Origin of the sequence: Salinibacterium sp. UTAS2018 (genome assembly GCF_004118935.1) — a bacterium.
Lineage (GTDB): Bacteria > Actinomycetota > Actinomycetes > Actinomycetales > Microbacteriaceae > Rhodoglobus.
On sequence record NZ_CP035375.1, the window covers coordinates 2,283,149 to 2,309,985 of the forward strand.

Below are 26,837 nucleotides of genomic sequence, written 5' to 3' on the forward strand. Positions count from 1 at the left end.
GACACTGCCCTCAGCGGCACTGAGTACAAGGGTGATAGCTAAGCGTGAAGAGGACTCTATCGATTTCGCTCGCTGAAGACGAGAGAGATCGAGAGCTAGCAGAGTGGGCTAGCCACGAGGCTGCTGAATGCGGTAGCGAAATTAATCGAACTCTGGCATTTGCGCGCTCGCTGGGGCGAGTTCCGCATCTTCTCGAGGGAGCCACTGCCTCCCTGTGGAGCGTGCTCGCGACGGTGGGAGCAGTCGACCTCACTGTCGCCCGGGCGGTCGAACCGCACCTCGATGCTCTGAGCATTCTCAAGGAAGCGGGAGTCTCGGCCGAGGACGATCTCGATGTTGCTGATGAGGCCACTTGGGGCGTATTCGCAGCGGAATCGTCGACCTCCGGAGTAAGCGCTAGCTTCTCAGACGGTGAATGGCGACTGGTCGGAACGAAGGCGTGGTGCTCCCTGGCCGGATCGCTCAGCCACGCTCTCGTGACGGCACAGACGTCCTCTTCGACCAGGCGGCTTTTCGCTGTCTCCCTCACGCAAGACAGCGTCGTTGTGCGAGACGGCGAGTGGCACGCGCGAGGGTTGACGGCGATCACGAGCGGCAGCGTCGACTTCAACGGTGCGTTTGCCCGGCCCATCGGCGCCGACGGCTGGTATCTCGAACGCCCCGGGTTCGCTTGGGGCGGTATCGGAGTGGCGGCATGTTGGTGGGGCGGTGCCGTTGGCATCGCTCGGAGGGCGATCTCTGCGAGTCGAGAACGGGAGCCCGATCAAATCGGGCTGATGCAGATCGGGGCTCTCGACCTTGCAATTCAGTCGTCACGCCTTGCGTTGGCGGCGGCGGCGGATGCTGTGGACGGCGATGATCTCGATCGCGACGCCGCAAGAATCGTTGGCTACCGAACTCGCGCGCGAGTGGCGCGGGACGTCGATGACGTGATCGAACGAGTGGGGCACGCGTTGGGCCCTGCGCCTCTCGCGCTGGAAGAGGAACATGCCCGTCGGGTGGCTGACCTCCAGCTCTATGTGAGGCAGCATCATGCGGAGCGCGACTACGCGAGTCTGGGGCGCAAGCTGCTCGCGGACGGACACTTCGCGTGGTGAAGTTCGATCACCGCGACCCGGGAACGTCTGAATCGCGGTGGCGGTCAAGCGCTTCGTGGCGCGCGGTGGAAGAGTTTGATGCGACCGGCATCGAGCGGCTCATCGTGGTGTCTGCTCATCCCGATGACGAAACCCTCGGCGCCGCCGGACTAATGAAGAGGGTCTCATCGACCGGCGGCAGTGTCACAGTTATCCTCGCGACGGACGGTGACAATTCTCATCCCTCGTCTCCGACGCACAGCGCCGCGCAGCTTCGAGCACGCCGTATTCGAGAGGTTCAAGAAGCGGTTGAATACCTCGCTCCGGGAAGCTCGATTGTGCGCCTGGGGCTTCGCGATGGCGCGCTCAAAGAAGATCCGGATGCTGTGCGCTCGGGAATCGAAAAGGTGATTGCTTCGGCAGAGGGCGAAGCGACGATCGCGGCGACGTGGCGGGGGGATGGCCACGGTGACCACCGGATTGTGGGAGAAGTGAGTGCCGAAGTAGCGTTTGCGCATCGCGCGAAATTGGTTGAATATCCGATTTGGCTGTGGCACTGGTCGTCGCCTGAAGACCGCGATATGCCCTGGGCTCGACTGCGCGCCTTTTCTCTCGACGACGAGGAACTAGTGGCTAAGCGTCAAGCAATTGCAGCGCACGCAAGTCAAGTCGCGCCACTGTCGGATGCCGTCGGGGATGAAGTCGTTCTTCGACCAGAGTTTGTTGAGCACTTCGAGCGGCGGGTAGAAGCGTTCATCGTCACCGCTGTCGAGGAGAGCGAGACTCTGAACCAGGGCTTCTTCGACAACTTCTACGGCGACAAAAAGGATCCCTGGGGCTTCGAAACTCGCTGGTACGAAGAGCGAAAAAGAGCGATCACTATGGCTAGCCTGCCCCGAGAGAGGTTCGGTCAGGCGCTCGAGGTCGGATGTTCGATCGGGATGCTGAGCGCGCAACTTGCTCCACGGTGCGACAGTCTTCTCGCCACCGATCTTTCGGCTAAGCCGCTCGAGATCGCCCGCGAACGGTTAGCCAACCACCCACAGGTGTCCTTTCATCACGCGGCTACCGCAGAAGAGTGGCCGGATGGCGCGTTCGACCTCATCGTGCTGTCTGAGGTGGGGTACTACTTCGACGTCGCTGCGCTCGACCGGGTGCTTTCTCGCGCGGCTGCCAGCCTGACCCCGGATGGCGTTCTGGTCGCCTGCCACTGGCGACACCCCGTCGCGGAGTATCCCCTCAGCGGCGATCAGGTGCATCAGCGGCTCAGCGAGGTCGAGCAATTGGAGCGCATCGTGCAGCATTGCGAAGAGGATTTCATCCTTGAGATCTTTGGCCAGCGTCCGGCGCGCTCGGTAGCCCAGCAAACGGGGCTCGTATGAGTGCGCCGCTTTCAGGGATGGGGATCGTCGTTCCGGCCAACAACGAAGAAGAGCTCCTAGGGCCGGCGATCGCGGCGTTAGCGGTCGCGAGAGAGACTCTGCGGCAGCACGCATCAGATGACGTGCCGTGGGTGCGCCTCATCCTCGTGTTGGATAACTGCACTGATGGCTCAGCTTCGATCGCGACCCAATGGCACGATGTCGAGGTGCTCCGCGTCGACTACGGCGCTGTTGGCGCTGCGCGACGCCACGGTGTTCATCATTTGCTCTCGACCTGTGGCGCCCCGCCTTCCGAGCTGTGGATCGCAAATACCGACGCGGACTCTCAAGTGCCGGCCAACTGGCTCGTGCATCAGTGGGAGCTTGCCACTGCGGGTGCTGAATTGATGATTGGCACGGTGCGACCAGACTTCGCCGACCTAAGCGAGGGGCAGCGCCAGCGGTGGCTGGCGACGCACACTCCCGGTGAAGCGAACGGGCATGTGCACGGGGCAAATCTTGGTTTTCGCGCCGATGTCTATCAACAGGTCGACGGATATTCGCCGGTTCCGGAGCACGAAGATGTTCGACTGGTCGAGGCGCTAGCGGCGGCGGGGGTGCGTTCAGTGGCGACGGCTGAGTGCTGCGTCCTCACTTCGGGGCGCGCCTACGGGCGCACGCCAGGCGGCTACGCATCGCACTTGCGGGAGCGGCTCTAGGGCCGGTGGCGAGCCGCAGGGTGAGTCGGAAGTGCGGAACGAGGGGCGGGACGCGGTGCGTGTCGAACGCCACGGGTGCTGCGCGAAAGCAGCCCATGCCGTATTCGGTTCGTCGTTCAGCGGATGAGCGGTTATGATTGCTGAGCACGTCTGGAGACGTCGCATAGTCCGGCCTAGTGCACCACCCTGCTAAGGTGGAGTACCCGTAAGGGTACCGAGAGTTCAAATCTCTCCGTCTCCGCAGAAGAAAGCCCCCGACCAGTCGGGGGCTTTTCTGCTTTAACTTCGCGAGAGTGCAGGTGATCGTGATGGTGGGCGGCGGTCATCACGTACGACCCCCAGCAGCTAGGCTCAGTCGCTATGGCAGCAGGCGCAACGATTCACACTTTCGCGGTTCAACTGGCCGATGTGGATCGCGGGGTGTACGACGACTTCACGCTGCGGGTGGCACTGCATCCATCCGAAACGATGCCGTATATGGTGACGCGCTTGCTCGCGTACTGTCTCGAGTTCGAAGAGGGAATCGCGTTTAGCGAAGGGATCTCGTCGACCGATGAACCTGCTGTTCTCGTGCGCGACCTCACGGGCGCTGTAACGGCCTGGATCGAGGTAGGCGCTCCAGATGCCGCCCGCCTCCACTTTGGTAGCAAGCTGGCCGGGCGAGTGGCCGTATACACGCATAGGGATCCCGCGAAGGTCGCGGCACCGTGGGCCGGCAAGCGCATTCACAATTCGAATGAGATCGTTTTTCGCAGCTTTGATGCGAGCTTTATCGAGGACGCCGTGGCGGCAGTCGAGCGCCGCAACAGCATGACGCTGTCGGTCACGGAAGGCCAGCTCTACCTAGAAATGAATGGAACAACCTTGACGACTGAGCTGCACGCTCACGAGGTCCACTAGCTAGCGAGGAATGAATGTGGCCTCGGGTCGCGTTGGAAGCAATGATGACTATCCTGCCGCGCACCCAGCCTCCCGCTCTCTCCTTGCCGCTCGCTCGCGGCGGCACGATCGACGATCTTGAACTCGGCACGGGGGCCGATGGCCGTTTCACGCTCATGGTGTTTTACCGCGGGCTGCACTGCCCGGTGTGCCGCAAGCAGCTGCGCGAGCTCGATGCCGAGCTCGATGCACTCCGCGAGGCCGGGGTGGGCCGCGTAGTAGCTATCAGCATGGACACCCTCAAGCGCGCCTCGATCTCTATCGAGGATTGGGAGCTGTCTCGACTGCCACTTGCCTATGGGCTGAGCGAAGAACAAGCGCGCCAGTGGGGGCTGTTCATCTCGAGCGGTTTCAAGAAGGGCGAGCCCGAGTTGTTCAGTGAACCGGGCATGGTCATTCTCGACTCTGACAACACGGTGTTCTGGGCCACGGTGTCGAGCATGCCGTTCGGGCGGATGCCGATTAAGGCGATCATCCATGGCATCGAATACGTGACCGAGGAAAAGTATCCCGCACGCGGAGTAGTCGCGCCCTAATATGTGATCGTCGGTTGTCATCTTTCGATCTCGATTCCGCCGATCACCCTCATGTCCCCCCAAAGGGGGTAGACAGGGCGCTCATGCCCCGCATAGTATCGGCACGAATCGTTATTCAAAGTGCGCTTTCGGCGGTCGAAACCTAGTCGGCGGCCAGCGCATGTGAGCCCGACGAAGGACTGTGGCGTGAATCCTCCCGTAAATCCCGACGTACCCGCCGGCGGTGAAGGGGAGACTCTCCTCGCCCGCCGCATGATCATTACGAGCGGTGTTGCTGCGTTAGCGGCGGTGGGCGCCGCAGCAGCAAGTAGCGCGGTCTTTGGCCCCTCGATCGAAACCGCGTCCTCCGACGGGCTCCTCGCCCCGGTCAAGCCCGGCGGGTCGACTCCGCTCAATACGCCCGTTCCGACCACTCCAACTCCGAGCGCGACTCCCACCGGTACCCCGAGCGCATCGCCGTCAACACCGCCGAGCGCGGTTGGTAGCGGGCGCAGCATGAACCCACCCGCCACTGCCGACCCACGTTCGCCAGCGACTTCCAACCCTCCCGCTGACCGTGACCAGAGCTTTGCAAAGCCGGGGGCCGGATCGGGTGACGCTCCTCGAGCGGATGCTCCTTCGGCTGCCAAACCAGCGGCGAAACCTACCCCACCGCGAGGGTCTACTAAGCCGGAAAGCATCACGACGGCAGTAGCAAACAACCCGCAAACCCACGCGCATTTACTTTCCCGTGCAACCTTTGGTCCGCGTCCGAGCGACTTCGTCGACTTGTCTGCCGCGGGCATCGATTCGTGGCTAGGCGCACAGCTCGCTCCGGCATCCATTTCTGATCCTGACGGGGATTCCGCGTGGGCAGCATTTCCGCTGGCGAAGAAGTCCATTTCCGGTGTGATCTCCTCGGTGAAGCAGTATGGCTGGGATGCTGCCCGCGAAACGGGGCAGGCAACACTCGCGGCTCAGATCTTCAGCAAGCGCCAGCTCTTCGAGGTGGTCGTTGACGTCTTCGCTAACCTGCTCAATGTGACGACGCCGTCAGATAGCGTCTGGGCCACGGCGCCCGACTATGCGAATTCTGTTATTCGCGCCAATGCTTTCGGCAGCTACTCCACCATGCTGCATGCCGCAATGCGCCACCCCGCGATGCTCACGTACCTCAACAACGAACAGTCGAATAAGACGAACGTCAATGAAAACCTCGGCCGAGAGCTGCTCGAGCTGCACACGCTGGGTGTCACCTCCGGCTATACCGAGGCTGATGTGCGCAACAGCGCGATGATCCTTTCGGGGCGAGCCATCGATTACGACACTCGTGAATTCCGCTATCGCCCTGAACGCCACTTCGTCGGGCCAGTTACCACGTCGTTCTTTAGCGACGAGAACGCCTCGGCCGATGGTGGTCTCGAGATGGGCGACCGCTACGTCAGTGTGTTGGCGCATCACCCAGCTACGGCAGCCACTGTTGTTCGTAAGCTGGCCGTGCGATTTGTCTCCGATTCGCCGCCGCAAGCGTTGCTCGATCGTCTTGCCCAGATCTATCTCGACAATGACACGGCGATCATGCCAGTGCTCAAAGAGCTGTTCGCGAGTGCGGAGTTCTGGGATTCGATCGGTGAGAAGACACGACGTCCTCTTGAAGACGCCGTAGGTTCAGCGCGCGCGGTGAACGTTCAACGAAGCGACAAGCTCGCCCAGGGGGTCAAAAACCTGTACTGGGTGCTGCAAAATCTCGGCCATGCACCGCTGACCTGGACTCCACCGAATGGCTTCCCCGACGTGACCGGCGCGTGGCTCTCTGCGAGCCAAACTGTGGCGCGTTGGAACCTTCACCGCGGTTTCACCGGGGGCTGGCTCACAGGCCTCACGCCGCCAGTGAAGTTAAGCGAGGCGTTTGCTCCGCAGGAGGGGCAGAGTTACTCAGCCTGGGTAGACGCGATTGCGGAGGGTCTGATCGGTCGCCCGTTGAGTGCGCAGCATCGCGGCGTCTTGCTCTCGTATCTCGATGTCGAGGGATCTGCAGAAGCCGAGGCGAGCAACGCCTGGCAAGTGCCAGCGCTCGCCGCTCTCGTTCTTGACTCGCCTTATTTTCAGCTGCGCTAGCCGCGCCCGCTGAACCCCACCCACCTACTGCCGCTCGAACCCGACTCGAGAAAGATTCCTCTCATGACCGATACCCGTTTCCTTCACCCTGACTGCCCCGACTGGCGCCAACTGGGCCCCACCGACCTCGACTCCGCAGTGCGCGCTCATAGCGAGATTGTTGTCGCCGAAGAGCAAGCCCGACGCCACCTCTGGTCGAAGGGCTTCACTCGCCGCCGGATGCTGCAGGGCGGGCTTATGGCCGGTGTGGCTGCCGTCGGCTCCCAAATTGTGACCACGCAGGCGTCCTACGCGGCGCCCGGTGCCCCGGATACCGGCGCGCTGATTGTCGTGTTCCTGCGCGGCGGTATGGACGGTCTTTCTGTGCTCGTACCAGCCACGGACGCCGACCTCCTCAATGCTCGACCCGGGATTGCTGTGCGTGAGAACTCGGGCCTCATCGCGTTCCAGCGCGGCTTCGGCCTGCATCCTGCTCTGGCCGCCTTGAAGCCGATGCTGGCGAAAGGAAAGATTGCGGCGGTGCCCGCGATCGGTACTCCTGACCTCTCGCGCAGCCACTTTCAAGCACAGGATTGCCTCGAGCGTGGCGGTTCGGCGGGTAGCGCTTCGCAGACTGGATGGCTCAACCGAGCACTCGAGCAGAGCGGCCCCGGCACAACCTGGCGTGGCGTCGGTGCGAGCGATCGTCTCGCGCGGTCTCTCGTCGGTGACTCGAACGCACTCGTTGTTCCGGACCTCGATCGTTTGGCAATCGATGTCGACGATTCCGTGCTTGAGCCCACGCGCACAGCGCTCGCCAACCTCTATACGGGGCTCGACCACCCATTCGCGCAACAAACGACACTTGCCCTAAGCGCCTCACGTGAAGCAGCAGCAATCGCCGCTTCTGCGGGGGATGCCGAAGATCGCGGCTTTGGTGATGACAACTTCTCTAGCGACCTTGCGACGCTGTCGAGCCTCATCAAGGCCAACGTCGGTCTGCGCGTGGGAACGTTGGATCTCGGTGGCTGGGATATGCACACCGACATCGGAACCCCGGACAAGGGCGACATGCACGACATGCTCAAGGCTGTGGGCGATGGTCTCGCGGCGTTCTTCGCTGACCTTGGCCCCAAGGCAGAGACGACAACCGTCGTGCTCATGAGCGAGTTCGGCCGGCGCGTCGGCCAGAACGATAGCTCAGGTGCCGATCACGGTCACGGTGGCCTCGCGATGGTCCTGGGGGGCGGCGTCAAGGGCGGCGTTCACGGCAAATGGGAGGGTCTTGGTGCCGATGTGCTCGACCACGGTGACGTGCCCGGCAGCAACGACTTCCGCGACTTGCTCGGCGAGGTCGTCATGAATCGTCTTGACTTGAGCGCGGCCGATGCGAGTGTCATCTTCCCGGACTGGAAGGTCGCGCCGATCGGCGTTATGGCCTAGCGCACCGGAGCACTACAGCCCGCAGCGAATAGACTGAGGGTGTGACGAGCCCGGCACCCGTCGCTCGTCACGCCGACGGGGAGTTGAGCTGCGGGCCATGATTGAATTTAGAAACGTCACTAAACGGTTCCCTGACGGCACCCTCGCGGTAGAGAATTTCTCTCTCGTGCTGCCATCGCATAAGGCAACCGTGTTCGTCGGGTCATCCGGTTCGGGCAAGACAACGTTGCTTCGCATGATCAATCGGATGATCGACCCGACGTCAGGGCAGGTGTTGATCGACGGTGAAGATGTGTCCACCTTCAACCCCGTGCTGCTGCGGCGTCGGATTGGCTACGTACTGCAGGCGATTGGTCTACTTCCGCATCGTCGTGTGGCTGACAACGTCGCTTCCGTTCCGCGGCTCAACGGCGTTTCTAAAAAAGATGCTCGTCAGGGTGCGTTGCAGCTTCTCGACACTGTCGGGCTCGACCGATCGTTGGCCGACCGCTACCCCGACCAGTTATCGGGCGGCCAGCAGCAGCGCGTGGGTGTGGCGCGAGCGCTTGCCAATAACCCCGACATTCTTCTCATGGATGAACCGTTCGGCGCGGTCGATCCCATCGTGCGGGCAGAGCTTCAACTCGAACTGAACCGTTTGCAGCGCGAACTGGGCAAGACCACGGTCTTTGTTACCCACGATATTGACGAAGCATTCGCTATCGCCGATCAAGTGGTGATCTTGAGCGATGGCGGCGTCATCGCTCAGGTCGGCACGCCGGCCGAAATCCTCGCCAACCCGGCCAGCGATTTTGTGTCGACTTTCATCGGCGCCGACAAGGGCAAGCGAACGCTTCGCTTGCAGCAGCGCGAAGGTGACAACGCAACATTGGTCGTCGACGCTGATGGGCGCCCGGCCGGCATCCTCGAGGTCGACTGATGCAGGCTTTCGCATGAGTTGGCTATTCGAGAACTTTGAGTTGGTGGCAGAACTCACGCTCAACCACGTAGCGCTCAGCATTCTGCCCATTGTGCTGGGATTCGCCATCGCCGTTCCGCTGGGATGGTTGGCCAATCGCTGGTCAGTAATGCGGTCAGTGGTGGTTGCTGGGGGGAGCCTCCTCTACACGATCCCGTCGCTGCCACTCTTTGTGATGCTTCCCTATCTGCTGGGCACAAAGATTACGGATGACCGAAACATCGTCGTGGCGCTCACAATCTATGCGGTCGCCATGATGGTGCGCACTGCGGCCGACGCGCTCGCGGCGGTGCCCGGAGCGGCTGTGGAGGCGGCGACGGCTATGGGCTACTCCGCGTGGAGTCGGTTCTGGCTTGTCGAGTTTCCGCTAGCGGGGCCGGTACTGCTCGCCGGCCTTCGCGTGGTTTCCGCAAGCACAATTGCGCTGGTCTCGGTCGGAGCGATCATCGGATCGGCCAATCTGGGATACCTGTTTACGAATGGAAAACAGCGGGACTTCCTCGAGGAAATCCTGATCGGAATCGGCGCGAGTCTGCTCATCGCTCTGGTGTTCGACGTGCTGCTTGTCTTACTCGGGCGTCTCCTCATGCCCTGGATGCGTCGCGGCGGCCGAGCGGCTCAGGTGCGCCTTCCTCTGCGCGAGAGGACGGTCTAGCCCATGCAGTTTTTCCTCGATGCGATTCGGTGGCTTACCGACCCCGCTAACTACGCTGCCGGTGCCCAGAATCCTTTGCCGATCCAGGATCGCATCGGAGAGCACCTTCTGTACACCGTGGTAGCCGTCGCTATCGCTGCGGTGATCGCCCTCCCGCTGGGCTTTTACATCGGTCATACCGGGCGAGGGCGCCAGTTCGTCATCGGGTTCACCGGTGCGATGAGGGCGCTGCCCACGCTGGGCTTGCTGATGGCGCTCTTCGTCATCGTCGGGGCAACGGTGCCGTTCACTCGAGCGGCGTTCATCGCCTCGATCATTGCGCTCGTCGTTCTTGCTATTCCGTCGATTCTGGCGGGGGCGTATGCCGGCATCGAGTCGGTGGATCGACATACGGTCGATGCCGGGCGCGCGATGGGAATGACCGAGCTGCAGATCGTGATGCAGATCGAGATCCCGCTCTCGCTGCCGTTGATTATCGGCGGTATTCGGGCATCCGCCCTTCAAGTTATTGCCACGGCCGTTATCGCGTCGTATATTTCGCTCGGCGGCATCGGCACCATCATCTCAAGCGGCATCGGCCTCAATGACAACAACCGCATATTGGGCGGTGCCATTCTGGTCACGGTGCTCGCGCTGGTTGTCGACGGGCTGTTCGCTGTGGCGCAGCAGCTCACCAAGCGCCGAAGCTCTCCCGGCGCCACACGCCGGAACACACACGTCCGCGGCCGGTCATTCCGGCCCGCCGCGGTAGCGGGAATAACCGCCCACGAAGGGAAGAATTGATGTTCACAATGAAGAGGTCACGGATCGCTATCGCGGCCGTCGCAACCGGAGCAGTGGTCGCCTTGACCGGGTGCGCAACGTCTGACCCCACTGACACTTCCGGGGGTGACTCCACGGATGCGTCAGCGATCGTCGTCGGGTCATTTGCGTATCCCGAAAGCGAAATCCTCGGCAACATTTATGCTCTCGCGCTCGAAGACGCGGGCTTTGAGGTCGAGACCAAGTTCAACCTCGGTCCACGCCAGACAACGATTCCGGCGCTCGAGGATGGCTCGATCAGCCTGATGCCCGAGTACAACGGCAACCTGCTGTTCTTCTATGACACCGAAAACGAGGCTCGCACCACGGCAGACGTCGATGCTGCATTGGAAACCACGGTTCCCGACGGCTTCCGCGTACTCGAGTCGTCGCCCGCCGAGGACAAGGACGCGTACGTCGTCACTCAAGAGCTCGCTGACGCCGAGGGTCTGGCCTCCATCGGAGACCTGAAGAAGATCGAACCGTTTAGCCTCGGTGCTAGCCCGCAGATCGCGGAACTTCCGTACGGCATCCCTGGACTCGAAGAGTTCTACGGCCTCAAGGACATCACGTTCGTTCCGATCGAAGACTTCGGCGGCCCCGACACTGTGAAGGCTCTCGTTGACGACGCTGTGCAGGTCGCTGACATCTTCACCACCTCGCCCGACCTCGTCGCCAAGAACCTTCTGGTTCTAGATGACCCCGAGAACCTGATCGCCGCACAAAACATCGTGCCGCTGCTCAACTCGAACATCTACACCGATGAACTCGCTGACGTGCTCAACCGTATTTCGGCCGAGCTCACGACGGACGACCTGATCGCCCTGCGCGATCGTGTCGAAGGAACCGAAAAGGCACAGGCCGCAACGGCCGCCATGGACTGGTTGACCGACAAGGGTCTTCTGGGCTAACTGCTTGCTAGTGAGGCGCCCCGTGCATCAGCGCGGGGCGCCTTTCTCTGTGCTGAGGCCTCGCACGTTGCGGACTCACGCTGCGGTAGCCTCAGTGTCATGTCTGAGGCCAAGTCGATGAGTTCAGTGGGAAGCGGCGCGGAGTCGCGTCGCGTCGATGTGCTCTCTCCCACGACTTCTCTCGCTCGCGCCATCCTGATTCACGGTCCGATCCAGCGCGGTGAGCTGTTGAAGCGACTGCAGCTGACGCCGCCAACCTTGACGCGGCTGTCCAAGCCTCTGCTCGATAGTGGAGTGATTGTCGAAGCAGGGGAGACGCTGAGCGGGGCTGTGGGCAGGCCAGCCAAACCGCTCGACATTCCCCCGAATCCGCGTCGCTTCTTGGGCGTCAAACTGACGAGCGAGACCGCCTTCGGCGTCGTGTCAGATCAACGCGCGCGAGCTTTCGCTCGCGCCGATCGCGCGCTTGCTAGCCACGATGTGGATGCGGTTATCGACGCGATTGCCAACCTGTTCGATCAACTCAACGACGATGGGGAAAACGCCATCGCTGGCATCGGCGTCACCGTCGGTGGCCGGGTCATCGACAACCGTGTCGTGGATAACGTGCGCTTCTTGGAGTGGAACTCGGTCGATCTTGGAGGAGCGCTTGAGGCGCGCCTGGGAGTTCCAATCACGGTTGAGAATGACCTCATCGCACTCATCGAGGGCGAGCACTGGTTTGGGCTCGGCCGAAGCATGCGCGACTTCGCGGTGATCACGATCGGTGCGGGTGTCGGTTATGGTCTCGTCTGGGACGACACCGTGATTCGCACAGCGGAGACCGGAATCGAACTGGGCGGTCACTTGCCGCTCGAGCCGGGAGGGCCCCGTTGCTTCCGCGGCCACGAGGGGTGCGCCACTGCGATGCTCACGGTAGACAGCATCCGAGCACAGGCCCACGAGGCGACCGGTGCGGAGCTGAGCTACGACGAGATTCTAGAACGGGCAGCTGCGGGCGACGCCGCTCTACGGGCTGTCGTCAACCGGGCAGCGCGAGCGCTCGGCCGTTTCATCGCGCTGGCAGCCAATCTCGCGATGGTTCATGAGGTGTTGTTGGCGGGAGAGGGCACCGGCATTCTGGATGTCGCCCGCGACGAAGTGTTGCGCGTGCTGCACGAAGAACGCGACCCCGATGCGCATCCGATTTCGCTCGTCGTTGATGAGACAGGGTTTGGAATCTGGGCGAAGGGCGCGGCGGCGGTCGCGATTCAAACGTCGTTCGACCGTTCTATCTCCGCCCTGTAGGTTTCGCACGCCGCGTGCGGTGCGCGCCGAGAGGCTAGCGCCCGACCGTTTTGTTGCGCCGAAAAACTTTCACTTTGACCCTTGACGCCATTACTTCCGTAGTGGAATAATTTAGGCAACGACGACGTTAGGTGGGATTCCGCTCATGGCAGCAAAGGTCAGTAGGGATAATCAGATCGTTCCGGCGATGCTGTTTCTCATTCCCGCCAGCATCGGATTCTTGGCTTTCTTTCTGTGGCCGACCATTCGCGGCATCTACCTCAGCTTCACGGATTACAACCTGCTGAGGGACCCCACGTTCATCGGTTTTCAGAACTACATCGACATTTTCAATGACGCCGTGTTCTGGCGCTCGATGGCCGTCACGTTCCAATACGTCTTCATCAACGTCGGGCTCCAGACGATCATCGCCTTGGCGTTAGCCGTGCTGATGCACCGCTTCACCCGCTCCATGGTCATCCGCGGTGTCGTGGTTTTGCCATACCTGATCGCCAACGTCATCGTCGCTCTCGTCTGGTTCTGGCTCGCCGACTACAGCCTCGGTCTCATCAACGCCGTGATCGATGGAATCGGCCTCAACAAAATCGGCTTCTTTGGTAGCGAGGCGTGGGCGATGCCGACGATCGCATTCGTCAACGTCTGGCGCCACGTCGGGTACACCGCACTGTTGCTCTTCGCGGGTTTGCAAGCCATTCCTCGTGACGTCTACGAAGCAGCAGAAGTGGATGGCGCCGGTGAGTTCCGAGTGTTCCGAAGCGTCACTCTTCCCCTCCTTCGTCCGATCCTCGCCTTCGTCTTGGTTGTCACTGTCGTCGGTTCGTTCCAGATCTTCGACACCATCGCCGTCACCACTGGCGGTGGCCCGGTCGACGCAACGCGAGCGATCAACTTCTACATTTTCGAGCGAGCATTCGAACGGTTCGACTTTGGCTACGCCTCGGCGCTCGCCGTGATTCTGATGATTCTGCTCGCCACGATTGCGCTCATCCAAAATCGCCTCTTGCGGGCCAACGAGTCAGACATGGAGAGGTAGATCATGTCCACCAGCACACGCACTAAGCGGGTAAAGAAAGTTCGGGCGAGCAGCGCCGAAGATCCCGCCATGGCTAAATCACCGGTGTCGAAGTTCTTCGGCCGGCTGGCTCTCGCGATTGTCGTGATCATCACGCTGTTCCCGATTTACTGGATGGTGCGTACGGCCTTCAGCGACAACCGGGCGATGTTCGGTGAACCTCTCTCGCTGCTGCCGGTCGACTTCACCCTGGGGCCGATCGAGCGAGTTCTCGGGCTGGCGACCCCGGAGGAAGCTATCGCCGAGGGCGGCTCGGGAGCATCGATCAATTTCGGTCTCTACATGCTGAACTCGATCATCACGGCCACCCTCATCACGGTGTTCCAGATCGCGTTTAGCGCCATGGCGGCCTACGCCTTCGCACTGCTCAAGTGGAAGGGGCGCGATGCGGTCTTCAACCTCTTCTTGATCGCGTTGATGGTTCCCGTCATCTTCACGATCCTGCCCAACTTCGTGCTGATTAAAGAGTTGGGGTTGCTCAACACAATCATCGGCATCGCTCTGCCCGCGATGTTCATGACGCCATTCGCAATCTTCTTCCTTCGACAGTTCTTCTTCGGCGTAAACCTCAGCATCATTGAGGCGGCAGTGATCGACGGTGCAAGCCAGTGGCGCATCTTCAGCCGTATCGCCGTGCCCTTGGTCTGGCCGCAGATCATTACGTTGGCGCTGTTGCAGTTCATCTTCTACTGGAACGACTACCTATGGCCGCTCCTCGTCGGTACCACCGAGGAGTCGAAGCTGATCACCGTCGGCCTCGGAATCTTCCGCTCCCAGACTCCCGCGGGAAACCCCGACTGGGCGGGCCTCATGGCCGGCGCACTGCTCGCGGCGATCCCCATCTTCGCTCTGATCCTGATCTTCGGTAAGCAGATCGTCGGATCCATCCAATCGTCGGGCGTGAAGTAGCCGACAACACCACCATTATTTCGCTCCGCACTGAGCGATCATCCAACCGAATCAGCATTGCCGCTGAGCGGTTGACCCCAAGAGAAAGAGAAAGCAATGACGAAAGCACTGGCGGGAATCGCTGTACTTGCAGCGGTGCCCCTTGTCTTGGCCGGTTGTTCCGCTGGTTCAACTGACGCAGATGGCCCTGTAGAAATCAAGTACAGCCTCTGGGATGCCAACCAAATGCCCGCGTACCAGCAGTGTGCTGATGACTTCCACGCGGCAAACCCGGACATCACGATCTCGATCGACCAGTCAGGGTGGGAAGATTACTGGCAGAAAATCAACACCGGTCTCGTTTCTGGAAACAGCGCCGACGTCTTCACGAGCCACTTGGCGTACTACCCCGAGTTCGTGCTCAACGATCAGATCCTTCCCCTCGACGACTACATCGCAGCCGATGGCGTCGACACCTCGATTTACCAAGACGGACTCGTCGACCTGTGGAAGAGCCCCGAGGGAGTTCAGTACGGACTACCCAAGGACTTCGACACGATCGCGCTCTTTTACAACCAGCAGCTGACGGATGCCGCGGGAGTCACAGCAGAGCAGCTCGGCTCGCTTAATTGGAACCCGAAAGACGGCGGAACCTACGAAGACGTCATCGCCCACCTGACCGTTGACAAAAACGGTGTGCGCGGTGATGAAGCTGGCTTCGACAAGAACAATGTGAAGACCTATGGCATTTGGTTTGAAGCCTCCAATGCCGGCGCCCTTGGCGATGGTCAAACACAATGGAGCTACCTCGCGGCAGCGAACGGTTGGGAAGCAACCGATGGCCCTTGGGGCAGCTCATACAACTTCGACGCTCCTGAATTTCAGGACACTATTACGTGGTGGCACTCGCTCATCGAAAAGGGCTACATGCCTTCCCTCGCAGCTCAGACCGGTATTTCCTGGTCTGATCAACTGACCGCTGGATCAGTAGCGCTGGCAAGCAATGGCTCATGGATGACCGGATACGTGTTCGGTGCAACAACTGACTCCTTCACTCCAGCAGTTGCGCCAACACCGACCGGTCCGACGGGCGAGCGTGCGTCGATGTTCAATGGACTAGCTGACAACATTTGGGCTGGTACGAAGCATCCTGAAGAAGCGTGGGAGTGGGTCAAGTACATGGGCTCGCTCGAGTGCCAGTCGGTAGTAGCCGATGCTGCAGTCGTATTCCCCGCGATTCCCGAAGCGACGGATGCCGCCGTTGAGGCCTTCGCCGCCAACGGTGTAGACGTGAGTGCTTTCACGGTTCAGGTAGAGGAGGGAACGACGTTCCTGTTCCCCATCACCGACCACAAGTCTGACGTCAACGCACTCATGACGCCGGCGATGGAAGCTGTGATGTCGGGCAAGGAGCCTGTCTCGTCGCTGACTGCCGTCAATGACAAAGTGAACGCGCTCTTCAAGTAGCACCCGCTGTAACCAGGTGGCCATCCGTAACCCCGTACGCGGGTGGCCACCTCTTCTGGGCTCTAGCCCGCCGAAAGTGAAAAATTATGACCGCGCAGAACCTTCACCACCTCAGCGCAGCGGGGGCTACCCTCGTGATCGACACCTCGAGCGGAACGCCGCACATCATCCACTGGGGTGACGACTGGGGTCAGCACACGCTCGACGATCTGGCGGTACTGCACGCCGAGACTGCCGTCGCACCCAACGGCGACGTGAGTGCGCCGACCGGGCTGTGGCGCGAGAATGCACGGGGTTTCTATGGTCGCCCCGCGGTGAGCGCGCACCGGGCCGGAGCCGACTGGACTCAGCGTTTCGACCTGACGTCGGCCAGCGCATCCGAAACCGTCTTGAGCTTTGAAGCCGAGGATGCCGCAGCCGGAATACGAGTCTCGCGCTCGTTCACGATCACCGCTTCGGGAGTGCTGCTGATCGATTCGACGATCACCAACGTGGGCGCGGCCGGGCTTCAGGTCGACGAGTTCGCGACCTGGATGCCGCTGCCAGACGCAGCAACAGAGTCGATCGACTTCAGTGGACGCTGGGTCAACGAGCGTCAAATGTTTCGCCGGGAGATTCAGCCCGGACTGTGGAGCCGTGAGATTCGGGAAGGCCGCACGAGCCATGACTCTACGATCATGGAGTTCGCGACCACGCCGGGAGCCACGTTCCAGAACGGTTCGATATGGGGTCTCGGGCTGCTGTGGAGCGGCAATTCGCGTCACATGGTCGAGCGCACCGCCACCGGTCAGACCGAGATGGGTGCCGCCGAACTGCTACTGGCTGGCGAAATGATTCTTGACTCCGGAGCCAGCTATCAAGCCCCCACTGTGGTCGCCGCTTTCTCTTCCGGCGGCTTCGACGGCGTCTCTCACCGCGTTCACGAATGGCTGCGGGCACGCCCTGGTCACAAGGGGGCGGCAACTCCCCGGCCCCTCACCCTCAACGTGTGGGAGGCGGTTTACTTCGACCACAGCTTCGACAAACTCAGCGCCCTCGTGGATGCCGCAGCCGAGGTCGGCGTCGAACGTTTCGTTCTCGACGATGGGTGGTTTTCCGGGCGCCGCGACGACACCGCCGGACTGGGCGATTGGGTGATCGACTCGGCGGTGTGGCCCGAGGGTTTGACTCCGCTCATCGACCGCGTCACGGCGGTCGGCATGCAGTTCGGTCTCTGGTTCGAAGGCGAGATGGTGAACGCCGACTCTGACCTGTACCGCGCGCATCCGGAGTGGATTTTTGGTGCCGACGGCCGCATCCCGGCTGAGGTGCGCAACCAGCAGGTGCTCGACCTGACTCATCCCGGCGCCTACGCGCATGTTCTCGGGCAAGTGGATGCGGTGCTGAGCGCCAACGCGATCTCGTACATTAAGTGGGATCACAATCGCCCGCTGGTCGAGCCTTCGCACCTCGGTCACGCCGCCGTGCATGAACAGACACTCGCGATCTATCGCTTGTTCGATGAGATCAAGCAGCGGCATCCGCACGTCGAGATTGAGTCGTGTGCGTCGGGCGGGGCACGTATCGACTTGGGCATGGCGCAGCACGCCGATCGTTTCTGGGCATCCGACTGCAATGACGCGCTTGAACGTGAACGCATTCAGCGCAACACGATGTTCGCGATTCCGCCGGAGATGCTCGGCACCCACATTGGCCCGACGCGGTCGCACACCACGGGGCGAGTGCACACGCTGCAGTTCCGGGCCGCCATCGCGCTGTTCGGGCATGCCGGTATTGAGTGGGATATCACCGAGTGCACGCCAGAGGAACGCACCCAGCTGGCCTCGTGGGCGCAGTACTACAAGGACAACCGCGCGCTGCTGCATAGCGGCCGCGTGGTTCGACAGGGTGACGACGATGCTCCCGTTCATGTCATGGGCGTCGTTGCCTCGTCTCAGGATGCGGCGATTTACAGTTACGTTCAATTGCGTGACATTGGGTCCAGTATCCCTGCCCGCATTCGGTTGTCAGGTCTTGACCCGGATGCGCGCTACAGCGTGAGGCTCGTCGAGCCCGCTGGTGCGGCGCCGCCGTCCGCTCGCTCGATCCCGCAGTGGTGCGCGGGGGCTGAGGTGAGCGGACGGGCGCTGGCAGAAATGGGGCTCCTGGCGCCGATCCTGTTCCCCGAGAGCGCAGTCATCATCGAGACCAGAAGGCTGTGACCGCGGCGGTGTTCTCGGCGCACTGATCGTGCGCGCAGTATTATCGCGGTAATGACTACTTTCTCTCGCCGAGGGCTGCACGGGCACGTTGTTGACGTGCTCGGCCGCCGCATCATGCGGGGCGAACTCGCTTCGGGAGACATCATCGATCCGGATGCGCTGCTCGCCGAGTTTCAGGTCAGCCGCACCGTCATCCGCGAAGCGATCAAGGTTCTTACAACCAAGGGGCTCGTGGATGCGCGGCCACGCCTCGGCACCTATGTCACCCCGCGTGAGCGCTGGCAGCTTCTCGATAGCGACGTCATGACCTGGCGGTCTGAGGGCGTGCCCGACCCGCTGCTGGTGCTGGAGCTCAGCGAAGTGCGCCAGGTGCTGGAGCCCGCCGCCGCCCGTCTCGCTGCCGTTCGCCGCAGCGATGAGCAGTGCGCCGAGATCGAAGCCGCGATGGTCGACCTCGCGGCAACGTTCGAGAACACCGAGGTCGCCTCTCATGTGAAGGCCGACTTGGCTTTTCATCGGGCCATCTTGGCGGCATCCGGCAATGAACTTCTGGCCCGCTTTGAAGTGGTGCTCGAGCCAGCGCTTCACGCCCGCGATGAGCTCGCGTTTGCGCACGAAACCACCACCCAGTTCTTGGATGAGCATCGGGCTGTTGTCACCGCGATCCTGGCCCGCGACGCCGAGGCCGCCGGCACCGCGATGAAGATTCTCATGGATCAGTCGAACCGCGACTCCGAAACTATTGTGAGCAAAGACGCGGCCGGGGCAGAACTCGTCTCGAACCGAAAGCCGGCGCTCTAATGGCCGCCCGCACCGTACTCATCACCGGCGCCGGCAACGGCATTGGTGCTGCTGCCGCGCGACTCTTCGCTGTCTCCGGAGACGACGTCGTTGTCACTGATATTGATGCGGATGCCGCTGCCGCGGTCGCCGCCGAGATCGTCGCGTCCGGCGGCGCTGCGACCGCGCATCGCCTCGACGTCGCGGACTCTGAGCAGTGGCAACAGCTCTCGCTTGAGCTGCGCTCCACGAATCGTCCGCCCGCGGTCATTGTGAATAACGCGTTCTTTCAAGTGACCGGCATCGCGCATGAACAGAGCGAAGATATCTGGAACAAGCAGCTCTCGGTGACCCTGTCATCCGCCTACCGCGCCATGCGCACTTTCCATGACACTCTCACGGCCGCCCGCGGCAGCATGGTGAATGTGTCGAGCGTGCACGGGGTGCTGTCCTGGGCCGAGCAGCCTGCCTACGATGCGGCGAAGGGCGGACTCATTTCGCTCACGCGCCAGCTGTCGGTGGACTACGCCCCACACGTGCGCGTGAATGTCGTGCTTCCCGGTGCGATCGAGACGCGGCAGTGGGATCACCAGGGGGCCGAAGCGCACGAGGTGGCGCAACGGCAAGCCACCCTGCGGCGGCTGGGTAAGCCTGAAGAAGTTGCGTCGGTCATCCAGTTCTTAGCCGGCGATGGAGCCTCGTACATCACAGGCGCGTCGCTCGTGGTCGACGGCGGTATGACGACCACACTCGGCGCTTAGTCAGACGCGACTACCACTCGGCGAGCGCACCGTCCGCGTTGCGCCACACGGGGGAGCGCCACTGGTGCCCGACCTTGTCGGCGGCACGCACGGCGGCTTCATCAATGTCGATGCCGAGCCCCGGGGCAGTCGGCCGTTCGATATACCCACTCGTGAAGTCGAACACGCTCGTATCCATGAGGTATTCGAGCACGTCTGATCCGACGTTGTAGTGGATGCCGATGCTCTGTTCCTGAATCAAAAAGTTCGGTGTGTTGAACCCGACCTGCAGACTCGATGCCAAGGCGATTGGCCCGAGCGGGCAGTGCGGCGCGAGCTGGGCGTCAAACATGTCGGCGAGGGCGGCGATGCGGCGTACTTCGGAGATGCCACCGGCGTGCGAAAGGTCGGGTTGCACAACGGCGATGCCGGCTTGCAGCGGTCCGAGGAATTCGGTGCGGGAGAAGAGGCGCTCGCCGGTGGCGATAGGGATCGAGGTCGACGCGACAATGCCGGCGAGCAAGTGCGACTTCTCGGGCACGACTGGTTCTTCCACAAACAGGGGTGCGTGCGGTTCGAGCAAGGGGAGGATGCGGCGGCTGTTGGCGGCGGTCATGCGTCCGTGAAAGTCGATGGCGAAATCCCGATCGTCGCCCAGAACTTCGCGCGCGAGTGCAGCCCGGTCGATGACTTCGGCGACGGCGCTCACGGTGCTGAGGGGCGACATCCGCCCGCTCGCGTTCATCTTGATAGCGGTGAGGCCCGATTCAACTTGTTGGGCGATGTTGTCGCGCAGTTCGGAGGGCTCGTCGCCACCGACCCAGCCGTACATGCGGATGCGGTCGCGAACGGCACCGCCGAGAAGGTCATGAACCGGAACGCCATGGGCTTTGCCCGCGATGTCCCACAGGGCTTGATCGATGCCGGCGATAGCGCTGGAAGCGACGGGGCCGCCGCGGTAAAAACCGCCGCGGGTGAGCACTTGCCAGTGGTCTTCGATGCGAGTGGCGTCGAGGCCGATCAGGTATTCGGCGTGCTGCTCGACGGCGGCGCGTACGATGTCGGCCTGGCCTTCGACGACGGGTTCGCCCCAGCCGACGATGCCATTGTCGGTCTCGATGCGCACAAAGAGCCAGCGCGGCGGCACGAGGAATGTTTCGATGCGTGCGATCTTCATGGCGCCCCTCCAACTAGTAAGTCCTATTATCGTACTATTGCCTTCTGGGCCGCCGCCAGAGCGCTCGCTCCCGGCGGCGAGTGACAGTTAAAAACCGCCCCCTTTGGCGCTGGCTCAACAGTTGCCTGAATTGCAGGCATCCACTCGCGTCCGGCTGCCCACTCTCTGAAACAATGGAGGCGGGGCCGCGCGCCACAAACGCGCCCATTCGCCCCGAGACAGTGCAGTCGGAAGGAACCTGATGCAGCGCGAACACAGCGACGAATTTGATCGATGGAATGCCCGCCAAGAACTGGCCGAGGCCATGATTCCCCTCATCGGTGGGCTGTATCGCAACCACGGCGTCGTGACCTCTATTCACGGCCGCCGCCTCATCAACCAGTCGCCGGTCGAGGTGCTCAAAGCTCACCGTTTCGCCCGTCAATTGAACGAAGCCGAGCTGCCGATCGAGGAGACGATGCCGATCATGGTGGCGCTGTCAGGGATGGCACTCAACTCTGCATCCATCGACCTCGCCAAGCTCGTGAATCGGTTCCGCGAGGTCGGTGGCAACCTCGGCGAGTTCTTGGCGACCGAGCTTGCGCCGGTGCTTAAGAACGGCGCCGAAGCGAAGCCGGCGGGAGCGGATGTCGTGCTTTACGGTTTCGGACGCATCGGTCGACTGCTGGCCCGCATCCTCATCGCGCACGCCGGCAACGGCGACGGGCTACGCCTGCGCGCGATCGTCGTGCGCCGCGGTTCAGACAACGACCTCATCAAGCGCGCCAGCTTGCTGCGTCGCGACAGCATCCACGGTCCGTTCGAGGGCACTATTTCGGTTGACACTGAAGCCAACACGATTCTGGCCAACGGCACTCTCATCCAGGTCATCTACTCGAACGACCCCGCCACGGTCGACTACACCGAGTGCGGAATTTCGGATGCCATCGTGGTCGACAACACTGGCCGCTGGCGTGATCAAGAAGGCCTCTCTCAGCACCTCACCGCGAAGGGGGTGAAGCGTGTTCTGCTCACGGCCCCCGGCAAGGGCGACATCAAGAACATCGTCTACGGTCTGAACCACGACACGATCGCGGATAGCGACACGATTCTCTCGGCAGCGTCGTGCACGACGAACGCGATCTCGCCGGTGCTCAAAGCCATCAGCGATCTTTACGGCATCGAGCACGGGCACGTGGAAACCGTGCACTCGTACACGAACGATCAGAACCTCACCGATAACTTTCACTCGGGTGACCGCCGCGGACGCTCGGCTCCGATGAACATGGTCATCACCGAGACGGGTGCCGCGAAGGCAGTCGCAAAGGCTGTTCCAGAGCTTGCTGGATTGCTTACCGGCAGCGCCATCCGGGTTCCGACCCCCAACGTGTCGATGGCGATTCTCAACCTCAACCTCGCGACCGAGACGACGCGGGAAGAAGTGAACCGCTACCTCCGCGGGCTCTCGCTGGACTCGACGCTTCAGCAGCAGATCGACTTCATTGATTCGCCCGAGGTTGTGTCGAGCGACTTCATCGGTTCGCATCGCGCGGGCATCGTTGATGGGCTCGCCACGATCAGTTCGGGCAAGCATCTGGTGCTGTACGTCTGGTACGACAACGAGTTCGGCTACACGAGCCAGGTGGTGCGCGTGATCGAGCATATGGCGCAAACTCACCCGCAAATTATTCCCGAACGCGCCGCAGTCGGGGCATAATTTCTCGAACTGTAACCGGGTTTCCTGGCCGCGTCACGCTGTGAGCGTAACAATGGAAAGTTCTCAGACTTCGCGTGTAAATATCGTGGCATGAACGAATCCGCACTCCCCGTCATTGACCTCTCGCTACTTGACGGCGGCCCCGAATCGGCCGCCAAATTCCGGGATGATTTGCTGTGTGCGACCCACGATGTGGGGTTCTTCTACCTTGTCGGCCACGGCGTCGAAGAATCGTTGATGGATGATCTGCTCGCGGCATCCCGTGAGTTCTTCGCTTTGTCGGCCGAACAGAAGCTTGCGGTCGAGAACGTCAACAGCCCGCAGTTTCGTGGGTACACCCGCGTGGGCGGCGAGCTGACCGAGGGCAAGACCGACTGGCGCGAACAGATCGACGTTGGCCCCGAGCGCGACGTCATCGACAACGCTGCGGGGCTCGCTGACTACTGGCGTCTTGAAGGTCCGAACCAGTGGCCGGATGCCGTGCCTCAGCTTCGCGAGTTGGTCAACGAATGGAACGACAAACTCAGCGCCGTCTCGCTGCGCCTGCTGCGCGCGTGGGCCCAGGCTCTTGGCGCCCCGGAGGATGTGTTCGACCACGCCTTCGCTGACAAGCCGTTCCCGCAGCTCAAGATCGTGCGGTATCCCGGTGAGTCCAACCCCGAGCCCAAGCAGGGCGTAGGAGCTCACCGCGATGGCGGCGTTCTCACACTGCTCATGGTGGAGCCCGGCAAGGGCGGTCTGCAGGTCGACTTCCAAGGCGAGTGGGTGGATGTTCCACCCAAGCCGGGTGCGTTCGTCGTGAACATTGGTGAGATGCTTGAGCTCGCGACCGAGGGGTACCTCAAGGCGACGCTGCACCGCGTGATCTCGCCACTCATCGGCGACGACCGCATTTCGATTCCGTTCTTCTTCAACCCGGCTCTCGACACCGTGATGCCGCAGTTGCAGTTGCCGCCCGAGCTCGCCGCTCAAGCACGCGGACTCTCGCTCGACCCCACGAATAGCCCGATCCTCGAAACCTACGGAGACAATGCGCTCCGCTACCGAATGCGGGCGCACCCCAACGTTGCCCAGATTCATCACGATGATCTGATCCAGGGCCCGCGGGGTGCTATCTAAGGCCACTCGCCGGCGCTATTCGCTGACATGACTTAGATGCGGCTCACCCTCGCGGGTGGGCCGCATTTGTCGTTGTGGGGTGTGGGCATCGTCTAGCGCATTGCCGCCCCCGGGCGTTTGGTATATCGTTTGATCACGAGTTTTACCGTCTATGAGAGCCGGAGCACCCCGTGTCGCAGTTTCCTGAACGTGAGCCAGCCGAGGCGTACACTCTCGCGCTCCCCGAGCATCCGCGCCCGATCGTCATGATTGGCGCCGGCGGAATTGTGAAAGACGCGCACCTTCCGGCCTACCGCAAAGCGGGTTTCAAGGTGTGGGGGATCGTGAACCGCACGGCGGCCAAGGCTCAGGTTCTCGCCGACGAGTTCGGCATCCCGAATGTCTTCACCTCGCTGTCGGATGCCGTAGCCGCGGCTCCGAAAGACGCCGTCTACGATCTCGCGCTCATGCCCGAGCAGTATGCAGCGGTGCTCGACCAGCTGCCCGATGGCGCGGCTGTGCTCATCCAGAAGCCGTTTGGGCAGAACCTGGCCGAAGCGCGCGTGCTGCTCGAGATCTGTCACCGCAAGAATCTTGTTGCTGCCGTCAACACGCAACTGCGGTTTGCGCCGTACATTGCGGCCGCTCGCACGCTCATCGCCGAGGGGGCGATCGGCGAGCTTTATGACCTGGAGATCCGTATCGCCACCGAGACGCCGTGGGAGATCTTCCCTCACGTGCTGGGCATCGAGCGTCTCGAACTCAACATGCACAGCGTGCACTATCTGGATCTGGTGCGCTCGTTCCTGGGCGACCCCGACAGTGTGAGCGCGGCGACGGTGCGGCATCCGGCCAAGCCTCAAGTCTCGAACACGCGCTCGACGATCATTATGCGGTATCGCGACCGCCCACTGCGGGTCACGATCAGCACCAACCACGACCACGGATTCGGGGGCGAGTTCGAAGAAGCCTTCGTCAAATGGGAGGGCACCAAGGGCGCCATTCGCGCGCAGCTGGGCCTCATGCTCGACTACCCGCGCGGCGGTCCCGACGCTCTCGCCATCGCGTACACCGATAAGCCTGAGCTGGGCTGGCAGGCGGTGCCGTTTGAGGGCAGCTGGTTCCCGGATGCCTTCATCGGTTCGATGAGCGCGCTGCAGCGTTTTCTCGAGGGCTCAGTGTCTGAACTTCCGACCTCGGTCGACGATGTCATGCACACCATGGCGGTTGTCGAGGCCGGTTATGAATCACAAGAGCGTGAAGGTATCGCGCTGGCAACGAAGGAGAACACTCAGTGAGATTCGCGCGACTCGGGCCGGTTGGCTCAGAAATCCCCGTTGTGCTCGATGAAGGTGGCGCCTTCAATCTGACATCGATCACCGCCGACATCAACGGAGCCTTCTTCGCCAGCGGTGGCGTCGCCGCTGCACGTGCCGCGCTCGACGCGGGCACCCTGTCGGCTGTCGAAACCGAGGGTGTGCGGGTGGGCGCGCCCATCGCTCGCCCCGGCAAAATCGTGTGCGTCGGCCTCAACTACAGCGACCACGCCGAAGAAACTGGCGCGACGCTGCCCGACGAACCCGTCATCTTCATGAAGGACCCGAGCACGATGGTCGGCCCCTTCGATGACGTATTCATCCCGCGCACGAGCGAGAAGACCGACTGGGAGGTCGAGCTCGGCGTCGTGATCGGCGCTACTGCTCGCTACCTTGAGTCCCCGGATGACGCTGCCGCCGTCATTGCCGGTTACGCCGTGTCGCACGACGTTTCCGAGCGCGCCTTCCAACTTGAACGTGGCGGAACCTGGGACAAAGGAAAGAGCTGCGAGACTTTCAATCCGTTCGGGCCTGAGCTGGTCACCGCCGACGAGGTGGCCGACCCTCAAACCTTGGGCTTGCGCCTGTGGGTGAACGGTGTCGAACGCCAGAATGGCACTACCGCGAACATGGCCTTCGGCGTAAACCACATCATTTGGTACCTGAGCCAGTTCATGGTGCTGCAGCCCGGCGACGTCATCAACACGGGCACTCCCGCCGGTGTCGCCATGGGCATCGAGGGTCAGCCTTACCTGCGTGCTGGCGACGTCGTTGAACTCGAGATCGACGGCCTCGGTCGCGCGCGCCAGACCTTGGTGCAGGCATGAGTGCCGAGTTCGACGGCCTCGTCGCTGTCGTGACGGGAGGAGCGTCCGGTATCGGCCTCGCTTCGGCCCTCGCGCTAGCAGAGCGTGGTGCCACGGTTGCCGTGCTCGACCTCAACACTGAGGGGTTGGACGCTCGCCTCCACGGCTTCACCGCTGATGTGTCAGATCGGGCCTCCGTCGACGCCGCCGTTGCTGCGGCCGCCGAGAAGTTGGGCGGCATCGACATTGTCGTGAACAACGCCGGCATCAGCGCGGTCGGAACCGTCGAAGAGAACGACGACGCCGAGTGGGCGCGCGTTCTCAACATCAACGTCATCGGCATGGCGCGGGTGTCGGCAGCGGCCATGCCCTGGCTTCGCAAGTCTGAACATGCCGCGATCGTGAACCTCTGCTCCATCGCCGCCCTCAACGGTCTCCCGCAGCGCGCGCTCTACGGCGCTTCCAAGGGTGCGGTGCTCGCCCTGACCTACGCGATGGCAACCGATCATGTGGCGGATGGTGTGCGCGTCAACGCGGTCAGCCCCGGAACAGTCTCCACCCCGTTCGTCGAGCGGATGCTGCAGAGCTTCGACGATCCGGTCAAGGAGCGTGCTGCTCTGGATGCCCGCCAAGCCACCGGACGCATGGTCACCCCCGAAGAAGTTGCCGGCGCCGTCGCATACTTGGCAAGCCCGCTCTCCGGCTCAACGACGGGCACCGCGCTCGAAGTGGATGGCGGTGTGGCGCACCTTCGCGTCAGAAAATAGGCGCTCGCGGCGTCCATCTGGCAAAAGTGTCATGGGGAGGCCGAAACCGCTGGTATAGTTTTCTGGT

The 26,837-nt window shown here is 62.1% G+C and carries 24 protein-coding genes and 1 tRNA gene; 24 read left to right on the forward strand and 1 reads right to left on the reverse strand.

Annotation, left to right across the window (positions count from 1 at the left end):
• Positions 1–44 precede the first annotated feature (44 nt).
• From ESZ53_RS10875 to ESZ53_RS10965, 19 genes are all read left to right on the forward strand, one after another.
• Positions 45–1,097, forward strand: a complete 1,053-nt coding sequence (locus ESZ53_RS10875) for an acyl-CoA dehydrogenase family protein (protein ID WP_129072849.1) — start codon at positions 45–47, stop codon at positions 1,095–1,097.
• Positions 1,094–2,458 carry a PIG-L family deacetylase gene (locus ESZ53_RS10880; RefSeq protein ID WP_246837299.1) on the forward strand — a complete coding sequence of 455 codons (1,365 nt, stop codon included), beginning with the start codon at positions 1,094–1,096 and terminating at the stop codon, positions 2,456–2,458. The genes ESZ53_RS10875 and ESZ53_RS10880 overlap by 4 nt, the downstream gene beginning before the upstream one ends.
• Positions 2,455–3,156: a glycosyltransferase family 2 protein gene (locus ESZ53_RS10885; RefSeq protein WP_231595096.1), complete on the forward strand. Its 702-nt coding sequence runs from the start codon at positions 2,455–2,457 to the stop codon at positions 3,154–3,156. The genes ESZ53_RS10880 and ESZ53_RS10885 overlap by 4 nt, the downstream gene beginning before the upstream one ends.
• Before the next feature lie 152 nt (positions 3,157–3,308).
• Positions 3,309–3,397: transfer RNA gene (locus ESZ53_RS10890), tRNA-Ser, on the forward strand.
• 119 nt (positions 3,398–3,516) lie between these two features.
• Entirely contained in the window at positions 3,517–4,056 is a 540-nt protein-coding gene (locus tag ESZ53_RS10895; RefSeq protein ID WP_129072851.1) for a YaeQ family protein, read from the forward strand.
• Positions 4,057–4,070: 14 nt separating this feature from the next.
• Entirely contained in the window at positions 4,071–4,631 is a 561-nt protein-coding gene (locus ESZ53_RS10900) for a redoxin domain-containing protein (RefSeq protein ID WP_246837300.1), read from the forward strand.
• A 186-nt stretch (positions 4,632–4,817) separates the two neighbouring features.
• On the forward strand, positions 4,818–6,728 hold the full coding sequence (locus ESZ53_RS10905; RefSeq protein WP_129072852.1) for a DUF1800 domain-containing protein: 1,911 nt from the start codon (positions 4,818–4,820) through the stop codon (positions 6,726–6,728).
• 63 nt (positions 6,729–6,791) lie between these two features.
• Positions 6,792–8,150, forward strand: coding sequence for a DUF1501 domain-containing protein (locus tag ESZ53_RS10910; RefSeq protein WP_129072853.1), 1,359 nt, complete (start codon positions 6,792–6,794; stop codon positions 8,148–8,150).
• A 97-nt stretch (positions 8,151–8,247) separates the two neighbouring features.
• Complete coding sequence (locus ESZ53_RS10915; RefSeq protein WP_129072854.1) at positions 8,248–9,069, forward strand: ABC transporter ATP-binding protein; 822 nt, start codon at positions 8,248–8,250, stop codon at positions 9,067–9,069.
• A gap of 13 nt (positions 9,070–9,082) precedes the next feature.
• The gene (locus ESZ53_RS10920; protein WP_129072855.1) at positions 9,083–9,763 is read left to right on the forward strand and encodes an ABC transporter permease; all 681 of its coding nucleotides are present in this window, start codon (positions 9,083–9,085) and stop codon (positions 9,761–9,763) included.
• 3 nt (positions 9,764–9,766) lie between these two features.
• Complete coding sequence (locus ESZ53_RS10925) at positions 9,767–10,546, forward strand: ABC transporter permease (RefSeq protein WP_129072856.1); 780 nt, start codon at positions 9,767–9,769, stop codon at positions 10,544–10,546.
• Positions 10,547–10,554: 8 nt separating this feature from the next.
• Entirely contained in the window at positions 10,555–11,475 is a 921-nt protein-coding gene (locus ESZ53_RS10930) for an ABC transporter substrate-binding protein (protein WP_168187234.1), read from the forward strand.
• A 99-nt stretch (positions 11,476–11,574) separates the two neighbouring features.
• Positions 11,575–12,762, forward strand: coding sequence for an ROK family transcriptional regulator (locus tag ESZ53_RS10935; protein ID WP_129072858.1), 1,188 nt, complete (start codon positions 11,575–11,577; stop codon positions 12,760–12,762).
• Between the two features lie 145 nt (positions 12,763–12,907).
• On the forward strand, positions 12,908–13,795 hold the full coding sequence (locus ESZ53_RS10940; RefSeq protein WP_129072859.1) for a carbohydrate ABC transporter permease: 888 nt from the start codon (positions 12,908–12,910) through the stop codon (positions 13,793–13,795).
• Positions 13,796–13,798: 3 nt separating this feature from the next.
• The gene (locus ESZ53_RS10945) at positions 13,799–14,743 is read left to right on the forward strand and encodes a carbohydrate ABC transporter permease (RefSeq protein WP_129072860.1); all 945 of its coding nucleotides are present in this window, start codon (positions 13,799–13,801) and stop codon (positions 14,741–14,743) included.
• Positions 14,744–14,839: 96 nt separating this feature from the next.
• On the forward strand, positions 14,840–16,189 hold the full coding sequence (locus tag ESZ53_RS10950; protein WP_129072861.1) for a sugar ABC transporter substrate-binding protein: 1,350 nt from the start codon (positions 14,840–14,842) through the stop codon (positions 16,187–16,189).
• 86 nt (positions 16,190–16,275) lie between these two features.
• Positions 16,276–18,390 (forward strand): alpha-galactosidase, encoded by a 2,115-nt coding sequence (locus ESZ53_RS10955; protein WP_129072862.1) that lies wholly within the window; start codon positions 16,276–16,278, stop codon positions 18,388–18,390.
• Between the two features lie 51 nt (positions 18,391–18,441).
• Positions 18,442–19,191 (forward strand): FadR/GntR family transcriptional regulator, encoded by a 750-nt coding sequence (locus ESZ53_RS10960; RefSeq protein ID WP_129072863.1) that lies wholly within the window; start codon positions 18,442–18,444, stop codon positions 19,189–19,191.
• Positions 19,191–19,931 carry an SDR family NAD(P)-dependent oxidoreductase gene (locus ESZ53_RS10965; protein WP_129072864.1) on the forward strand — a complete coding sequence of 247 codons (741 nt, stop codon included), beginning with the start codon at positions 19,191–19,193 and terminating at the stop codon, positions 19,929–19,931. Before ESZ53_RS10960 ends, ESZ53_RS10965 begins: the two co-directional genes overlap by 1 nt.
• Positions 19,932–19,941: 10 nt before the next feature.
• Here ESZ53_RS10965 and dgoD read toward each other — a convergent pair whose 3' ends face one another.
• Positions 19,942–21,087: a galactonate dehydratase gene (gene dgoD / locus ESZ53_RS10970; RefSeq protein ID WP_129072865.1), complete on the reverse strand. Its 1,146-nt coding sequence runs from the start codon at positions 21,085–21,087 to the stop codon at positions 19,942–19,944.
• A 241-nt stretch (positions 21,088–21,328) separates the two neighbouring features.
• Between dgoD and ESZ53_RS10975 the strand changes: the two genes are divergently transcribed.
• The 5 genes from ESZ53_RS10975 to ESZ53_RS10995 all read left to right on the forward strand — a co-directional run bounded on the left by ESZ53_RS10975 (position 21,329) and on the right by ESZ53_RS10995 (position 26,770).
• Entirely contained in the window at positions 21,329–22,783 is a 1,455-nt protein-coding gene (locus tag ESZ53_RS10975) for a glyceraldehyde-3-phosphate dehydrogenase (protein WP_129072866.1), read from the forward strand.
• Positions 22,784–22,873: 90 nt separating this feature from the next.
• Positions 22,874–23,902 (forward strand): isopenicillin N synthase family oxygenase, encoded by a 1,029-nt coding sequence (locus ESZ53_RS10980; protein WP_129072867.1) that lies wholly within the window; start codon positions 22,874–22,876, stop codon positions 23,900–23,902.
• Positions 23,903–24,072: 170 nt separating this feature from the next.
• Positions 24,073–25,179 carry a Gfo/Idh/MocA family protein gene (locus ESZ53_RS10985; RefSeq protein ID WP_129072868.1) on the forward strand — a complete coding sequence of 369 codons (1,107 nt, stop codon included), beginning with the start codon at positions 24,073–24,075 and terminating at the stop codon, positions 25,177–25,179.
• Positions 25,176–26,024 (forward strand): fumarylacetoacetate hydrolase family protein, encoded by an 849-nt coding sequence (locus ESZ53_RS10990; protein WP_129072869.1) that lies wholly within the window; start codon positions 25,176–25,178, stop codon positions 26,022–26,024. Before ESZ53_RS10985 ends, ESZ53_RS10990 begins: the two co-directional genes overlap by 4 nt.
• Positions 26,021–26,770 carry an SDR family NAD(P)-dependent oxidoreductase gene (locus ESZ53_RS10995; RefSeq protein WP_129072870.1) on the forward strand — a complete coding sequence of 250 codons (750 nt, stop codon included), beginning with the start codon at positions 26,021–26,023 and terminating at the stop codon, positions 26,768–26,770. The genes ESZ53_RS10990 and ESZ53_RS10995 overlap by 4 nt, the downstream gene beginning before the upstream one ends.
• The last annotated feature ends 67 nt before the right edge of the window (positions 26,771–26,837 follow it).